This is a genomic window from Paraburkholderia sp. BR10954 (assembly GCF_040965775.1).
Taxonomy (GTDB): Bacteria; Pseudomonadota; Gammaproteobacteria; order Burkholderiales; family Burkholderiaceae; genus Paraburkholderia; species Paraburkholderia youngii.
Map to the genome: position 1 here is coordinate 1 of NZ_JBFRCK010000107.1, position 6,121 is coordinate 6,121.

3 protein-coding genes are annotated in these 6,121 nt (G+C 56.9%); 2 read left to right on the top strand and 1 reads right to left on the bottom strand.

All coding sequences use genetic code 11. The features are described from left to right. Positions 1-1,184 precede the first annotated feature (1,184 nt). Positions 1,185-3,185, bottom strand: coding sequence for an RNA polymerase sigma factor RpoD (rpoD, locus tag AB4Y34_RS40625; protein ID WP_176370049.1), 2,001 nt, complete (start codon positions 3,183-3,185; stop codon positions 1,185-1,187). 302 nt (positions 3,186-3,487) lie between these two features. Between rpoD and AB4Y34_RS40630 the strand changes: the two genes are divergently transcribed. Then, entirely contained in the window at positions 3,488-3,676 is a 189-nt protein-coding gene (locus AB4Y34_RS40630; protein ID WP_176370050.1) for a hypothetical protein, read from the top strand. Between the two features lie 481 nt (positions 3,677-4,157). Continuing rightward, positions 4,158-5,360, top strand: coding sequence for a pectate lyase (locus AB4Y34_RS40635; RefSeq protein WP_368719185.1), 1,203 nt, complete (start codon positions 4,158-4,160; stop codon positions 5,358-5,360). Positions 5,361-6,121: the final 761 nt, after the last annotated feature.

Genomic DNA, 6,121 nt, shown 5'->3' on the forward strand with positions numbered 1-6,121 from the left:
CGATTCGCTCAGCACCAGTTCCCCTTTGGGCCGTCCGCTCATCCTTGCCCCCTCGCATCAAGTGCCACATAGAACACTTTAGTACGTGATCGGCATCATTCAATGAATTTTTAACTCAAGACACTAGGTTGAAATAGATATTCTCCGCGATGGGTACGACAGGTCTGCATTACGAGACTAACGCGGGCTTCTTCGCACGTAGGAACCATAGATAGGCGTCCGCGTTGCTTTGCCACGCCGTAGCGTGCGGCCGAGCCTAACAGACGCAAGTCACTCTTCTGCAAACTATAGGAGATTCACCGACCAAGTGTTTCACCATCGTCACCTTCATATGGTGAGACGTTCGACATGGCCTAGCGAAGGGATCGATCAACAGCAACTGGATGCCACCCTCGCGCGATGAAACTCGGATTGGTCTGCGCCTTGATTTCGAGGCTCTTCCGGTATTCCGGTGGACCGAGTGTGCCGAGCGAGACCTTGACCCGCTTTGGGAACGATTGCCCAAAGTGGTACATGCATGCGGGCCGACCTGATCAGGCGGCCTGCGCTTGATGAGCCGATCTATATTAATCACCGGTGTTATTCCGGCCTTGCGGCGTATCCCTTCACAAGTGTCTTGCGCTGCTTACCCAGATCCCAGCATCGACCTGAAAATATTCCTGGAACAGTATCGATTGATTGCCGTGTGTTCCCACACAGCATGCCGACGGCCGGTCGCTAGCGTAGTGCGGGAGCAATCGTCAGTTCATGCAGGAACGTCTCGGCAACGGCCGCCCAGACCGCATCCTGACGAAGCAAGCCGCCATGGCGTCGGACAAGCGCAATTAGCATTGGTCTGAACGGTATCGCGCTGCCACGAAAGACGCCAAAGATTCTCGACAACACCGATCCGAAGCTTCTCCGGTTCCAGCATTAACTATCTCAATGTGCAGGTCTACGTATTGGTGCGAAACCATCGCACCGGGCTTCAAGTCGTTGGCATAGACAATGCACATGAGTTCGTCCAAGCCGTGAGCCGTCGTCTCCGAGCGTTCAAGGATGCGTCCACGATCGTAGACAAGCGGGCCCATCACATTTCGATGATAACGGATGCGTTCCTTGTTGGCGAACACACAGATCGGGATGGGATGCTGCAGCTCGATGTTGCTCTGACCACAAGTCCAGGCGATGCGTGGACGTGGGACTTAATTGTCGACAAATCGCCGTAACTTGTCGGCGCGATTTGGCTGCATCAGTTTTCGCATCGCCTTGCTTTCGATGTACCTGATCCGTTCGCGCGTCAGGTCGAATTGTTTGCCAAGTTCCTCGAGCGTGTAGCCGCACGCTACATCAATCCCGAACCGCATTCGCAGTACTTTCGCTTCACGCGGCGACAATGAATCCAGCGCTTCGTCGATTGCGGCTCGCAGGTTCGAGCGCGCGGCCGCATCCGCAGGGGATCCAGCCATTGGATCTTCGATCATATCGCCAAGCGTGGCGTCGGCATCTTCGCCCCCTAGCGTCTCGAGCGATAGGGGTTGCCTCATGACCTTCAGTATGTCACGAATCTTGTCTTCTGATAATTCCATGCGCTGAGCCAACGCAGCAGGATTAGCCTTGTGCCCAGTCTCCTGCAAAATTTCCCGCGAAATCCGGTTTAACTTGTTGATTGACTCGATCATATGCAAGGGGACTCGGATTGTGCGCGCCTGATCCGCAAGACAACGCGTGACTGCCTGCCTGACCCACCATGTTGCGTAAGTTGAAAACTTCCAGCCGCGTCGATATTGAAATTTGTCGACGGCTTTCATCAGGCCGATGTTTCCTTCCTGGATCAGATCCAGAAGGGGCACGCCTCGGTTCGCGTACTTTTTCGCGATAGAGACCACGAGACGCAGATTCGCCTCGATCATCTTGCGCTTCGCCTGACGCATCTTCGACTCGGCTGCCATCATCTGCCGGTTGATCTTCCTCAAGTGTTGCAAGGGCAGGCCGGCCTTAGCCTCAATATCGATAAGCTTCTGCTGTTCAGTCTGGATCTCCGGTCGACTGCGTGAAAGTGCCGCACCGTACTCGCGGGACGTCGCCGAGTTTTCAGTCCACGCGAGATCAGTTTCGTATCCCAAAAACGACTCGACGAATCGCGCGCGCGGCATGCCGCACCGGTCAACGGCAATCTGCAGAATACGTCGCTCGACCGCACGTACCTGTGCGACTTGCTGTTGCACATCAGCGCATAGCGCATCGATAGTCCGTGCCGTGAAGCGAACAGCCGCAAGCTCCCGCTGGATCGCTTCAAAAAGGCGCTCGCGGGCGACCTGTCCGTTTTCTTGCGCGGCGTCGGCTTCTGAAATCTGTTCGTACAGGTCACGAACTCGCGCAAAGATAGCGAGGCCGTCTCTCGTGAGCTGTTTCATTCGCGGTTCGCTCCCCTTCACCATGTCCCGGTCTTCGACGACCCTGCCCTCACCGCCGTCGCTCCTCGCGTCGTCGCCCTTAGCGCTGTCCTGTTCAATGTCCGGGGTTTTAGCCGGCTCTGGCAACGACCGAAGGACCGCTTCGGAGTCTTCATTAAGGTCGTCGACCAGTTGATCGATGCGCAGTTCACCAGATTGAATCTGCTTCACCATTCGAAGGATCGTGAAGACAGTCAGCGGGCAGCGTGCGATCGCCAAGCCCATTTCGTGGAGCCCCTCTTCGATGCGTTTCGCAATCTCAGTCTCGCCCGCGCGAGTCAATAATTCGGTCGCACCTATTTCACGCATATACATCCGAACGGGATCCGTTGTGCACCCGAATTCAGGATCGACGGTTGAAAGCGCGCCTTCGGCCTCCAGGTCTGCCTTGTCGTCCAACGTGGCTGCCGGCGCCGCCTCGTCCAGGAACGGCTTCTCCGTGTCAGGAGCCTGCTCGTAGACTGCAATGCCCATGTCGTTGAACGTGCTGGCAATGATTTCAATGGCCGCGGTATGCACAAAATTGTCGGGGAGATGATCGTTGATTTCCGCATGAGTCAGGTAGCCGCGCTGGTTGCCGAGTCGGATGAGAGCGCGCATCCAGCGCTCCTGTTGCTCTTCGTCCTGCGATACCCCGTCGATCGACTGCAGGGGTGTTACGGGTTCGACCTTCGACGCGCGCGGGACCGACGTGTTCAGGGCGGACGAAACTGTGCCTGGACGTGAATAGGTCCAATCGACCTTTGACATAGATTCTCCTGGACGGTTGCGCGGCAATCGCGACCAGCGACTGTCGGCACTCGGCCGACGAGCCGCGCACGTCTCGCGGTTACAGACGGACACGGACTGTGGAATCGCAACGGGCAATGAATGCGCGGCCCCTAGATACGGGCGGACGCGAGGGAACCGCAAGATTTGCCAAAAAGCATCAATGCGTTAGCAACGTAACACAAACTACCGCATTTCACCAGTTGGCGAATCTAGCCCGTCCGCAACGTTAACGTGCTACGCCGCGAACCACACTAAGAATTCGACATCTGGATGGATAGAATATGACGAAGCTTATCGAGGTCTTTGCGTGGAACTGGAACATCTACGAATACGGCGCGGAGTCGGAAGCGCGTCAGGGCCGTTCCGGCCAAACGTCGTTGGGTTCGGTCGAGCTCCGACTTGGAGACGCGCCTCTTTCCGTCGTTCAGTCGTCGGTTCTACGCCGAAAATGGCGGTTCATTGGCGAGTAGGCCTCGCATCGAGGTCCGTGCGAGAACATCTCGGCTGGACCGCTAGCTTTCGCTGTTGACGGATATCACGTTTACCGTGCAACGGCCCTAGCGTGTCGGCCGCCTTCAGTACCTCCTCCCGCTTGGGCTCTGGATTGACCCTCATTAGCAAAGCCGATATTCTCGCTCTTTTTGACAGAAATCCGGCATCCGCCGGGTTTCGGTGAATGGCTGGGCGTTATGGCGCCTTGGGCGCGCGCATCGGCGCATCGGCGCATCGGCGCAATCTCGAACGCTCCTGTGGGAATGGATTTCACATCCGCCCGCGGGCGGCGGTCCTTACCGGGCGCGGCACGAACTCGCAGCCACGCCACAAGATGCACATCGGCGCCGGCGTACTCCAAAGCTGAATGAGAGAAGCTGACAGTGCGGAAGCGCCTTGGTGCCGAAATCTGCCTATGCCGGCTCTTGACCATGTGCGGGCCTGAAAGGAGGAAATGAAATGAAGCGGCGGCTGATCCTGACAATATTGATCGCATATCTGCTGTGCGCTTGTGTTGGAGGGCACGGGTCGTCTTCTGCGCCAGCCCCCTCAGCAGTGACAGGCTTGCGGTCCAATTTCAACGAGACCGCAATTACCGCGCGTCTGCCGACGGACACCGGCGGTTTCGCAACGGCGACCGGATCAGACGATCCAGCCGTCACGGTCGACAGCCTCGCTGATCTGCTGGCTGCGTTCAGCGCGCGACAGCACCACATCCTAGTCAAGGGCGAAATCTACGGCGGACCGCGACTGACGACCATCACCTTCGCCAGCACGGACTGGAACAACACCACGATCGAAGGCGCCAGCGGTGGCAATGCGGTGCTGAAAAACGTCCAGCTTAAATTCGACGGCGAAATGCTGCCGGCAGACCAGAACATCCAGAATGTCGTGATCAGAAACATCACTTTTCATGGCGTCATCGGAGATCTACAGGCCCTACCCGCCCAAGTCTACGGCACATCCAACAACGCCGGCATCAACTATGAAGGCGTGTCCCTGCGACGGGTCACCAATGCATGGGTCGATCATTGTTCCTTCTACGACACGAGCGACAATCTGATGAGTGTGACGCTGTCATCGGATAATGTGACGGTCTCGTATAGCCGGTTTTATTTCACCAATGAATGGCTGGCGATGCGCCCCGATCCCCTGTGGGACTGGACGGGCAAGAACCAGGATCTGGCCAATGAACGCCTGGCGATGGTAGTGGGCGCATCTCGGCAGGATTCGTATGCATATGGTGGGCACAGGCTACATGTCACCTTGCACCATAACCAGTTCGGCCCCAACCTAAAGGGGCGTCCGCTGCTGCGGGGCTGGGTCCACGCCTACGACAATTATTTCGATAACGACGCCACACCGACCGGCCTCACGGCCGTCGGGTCAGACGAGACCCAGTACAACGCCCTGCAAATCGGAAGCGGCAGCGTCGTCTATGTTGAAAGCAACTATTTTCTTAGAACTAACCAGAGCATTCAGGTCGTTCTGGATTTGCCGGACGATGTCTACTCTTTTCATGAAAACGCAAACCAGTACGTTCAGTCCACCGGCAGATCGGCAAAGGGCGAGGCTTTTTCAATCGCGCCCGTCGGTTACGCCTATCGAGTTGGGACGGCCTCGTCCGTTCTCAACGCCGCGTCGGCCTGCGGTCCTCGCTAGTGCCAGCGATCAATCAGGACGACTTCCCGCTGGCTGTTGGATTCGTCTCGCTGGCATTGACGTCAGTGCCTAGGGGCGGCCCTTTCACGATCCAACGACGCATCGCAGGCGCTGCAATACCGCAGATCGGGAATCGCCCGCCGCGCAGCACGCATCGGTGATCGCATTAGTATGTGCTACCGGGAGCGAGTTTCACATGCTGCGCGACGGCGCCTTCTATCAAGCGAAATCCGCCCCTCACACTTGACGAGTGACATAGGGCGCCCCGCCCTTGTTGTGTCCGTAATCCGTAAGGATTCGATATCGGGTACTCCCAGTTCTTTGGAATGACCTAGTGATTATAGAAACTTACCCGATGGGTCGTATGTTGCGGATCGTCGGCTGCACAACGTCGCTGTCGGAATGGAGGTGTACGGCACGTCGAAAGTACGAGACGCATACTTAGGAAAGTCTGCATAACCGGCATTTTGCGCGCTGACCTTCTATTTTTTTCGCAATGGCGGTGATGAGAATTTGTTGAGTCGTTAAGGCGTCTGCGATTTGCGCCGCTCCGTGCAGCGCTACTGAGGCGCAAAACACGGCGTAGGTTATCAAGCCTTGCGCAAAGCTCTACGCGCCATCCATAGATTGCTCAGTAAGCGTCATTCCGTGGCCGCATGGACAGAGCTGAAGCCGGTGTCCAAAGTGATGCCCGTTACTTCAAGTGATGGGGACTACTTTGGACACACGGAATGCGCGATCATCGAACCGCAAGGGCCGAC

Coding starts and splice junctions, on each gene's coding strand:
- rpoD (WP_176370049.1), bottom strand. CDS start 3,185: ATGTCAAAGGTCGATTGGACCTATTCACGTCCAGGCACAGTTTCGTCC.
- AB4Y34_RS40630 (WP_176370050.1), top strand. CDS start 3,488: ATGACGAAGCTTATCGAGGTCTTTGCGTGGAACTGGAACATCTACGAA.
- AB4Y34_RS40635 (WP_368719185.1), top strand. CDS start 4,158: ATGAAGCGGCGGCTGATCCTGACAATATTGATCGCATATCTGCTGTGC.